Origin of the sequence: Klebsiella sp. MS 92-3, assembly GCF_000195655.1 — a bacterium.
GTDB classification, from domain to species: domain Bacteria; phylum Pseudomonadota; class Gammaproteobacteria; order Enterobacterales; family Enterobacteriaceae; genus Klebsiella; species Klebsiella pneumoniae.
Window position 1 is genome coordinate 1 of sequence record NZ_GL882765.1, and the last position, 566, is coordinate 566.

Here is a 566-nt window from a genome sequence, read left to right on the forward strand (position 1 = left end):
GTCTTCTGGGCTTCACTGAGCGTTTTTTTATCAACCGGGCTTTGCCCCTGGCGCTGAGGCGTACGGGGATCATCCGCATTTTATCGTGAGCACCAGCAATGATTCTTCCAATGGTTGACGTGCTGGGACAGGTAAAATGCCGCGCTTCACACCATGGTTTCAGCCTGACAAAAATCTGCTCTTTGCCGAGATTGGGTAACTCAGTTCTCAGACGCCTGATCTCCTTGAGTACATCAGGATGCCAGTGCCTTGAACGGCGAACCAGAGGGGCTTTGCTTCTTGGAATTAGTGCTTCTGGACCACCGGTGCGCAGTAACCGGCGCCACCAGTAGAGTGTTCGCGTTGATACGTCAAAAGCATCAGCTGCGGCACGGATCCCGTGCTTATCCCAGAAGTTCAGAGCCTTCATTCTTAACTTCGCAATCTCGGGCATAAGAGAGTGTTTCATCGCATAAGCAGTTGCTCGGTAATACCCAAAATAGCCGACACCGATATGCTGCATCAACATCTGGCAATCCCTCCTTTAGTGTTCTGAGGCAATTGCAATATCTGTGTGAACTTACACA

At 50.5% G+C, this 566-nt stretch carries 1 pseudogene; it reads right to left on the reverse strand.

Annotated elements, in window-relative coordinates:
• Positions 1-508: pseudogene (locus tag HMPREF9538_RS20995) on the reverse strand (IS481-like element ISKpn28 family transposase); the annotation flags it as partial.
• Between the last annotated feature and the right edge of the window lie 58 nt (positions 509-566).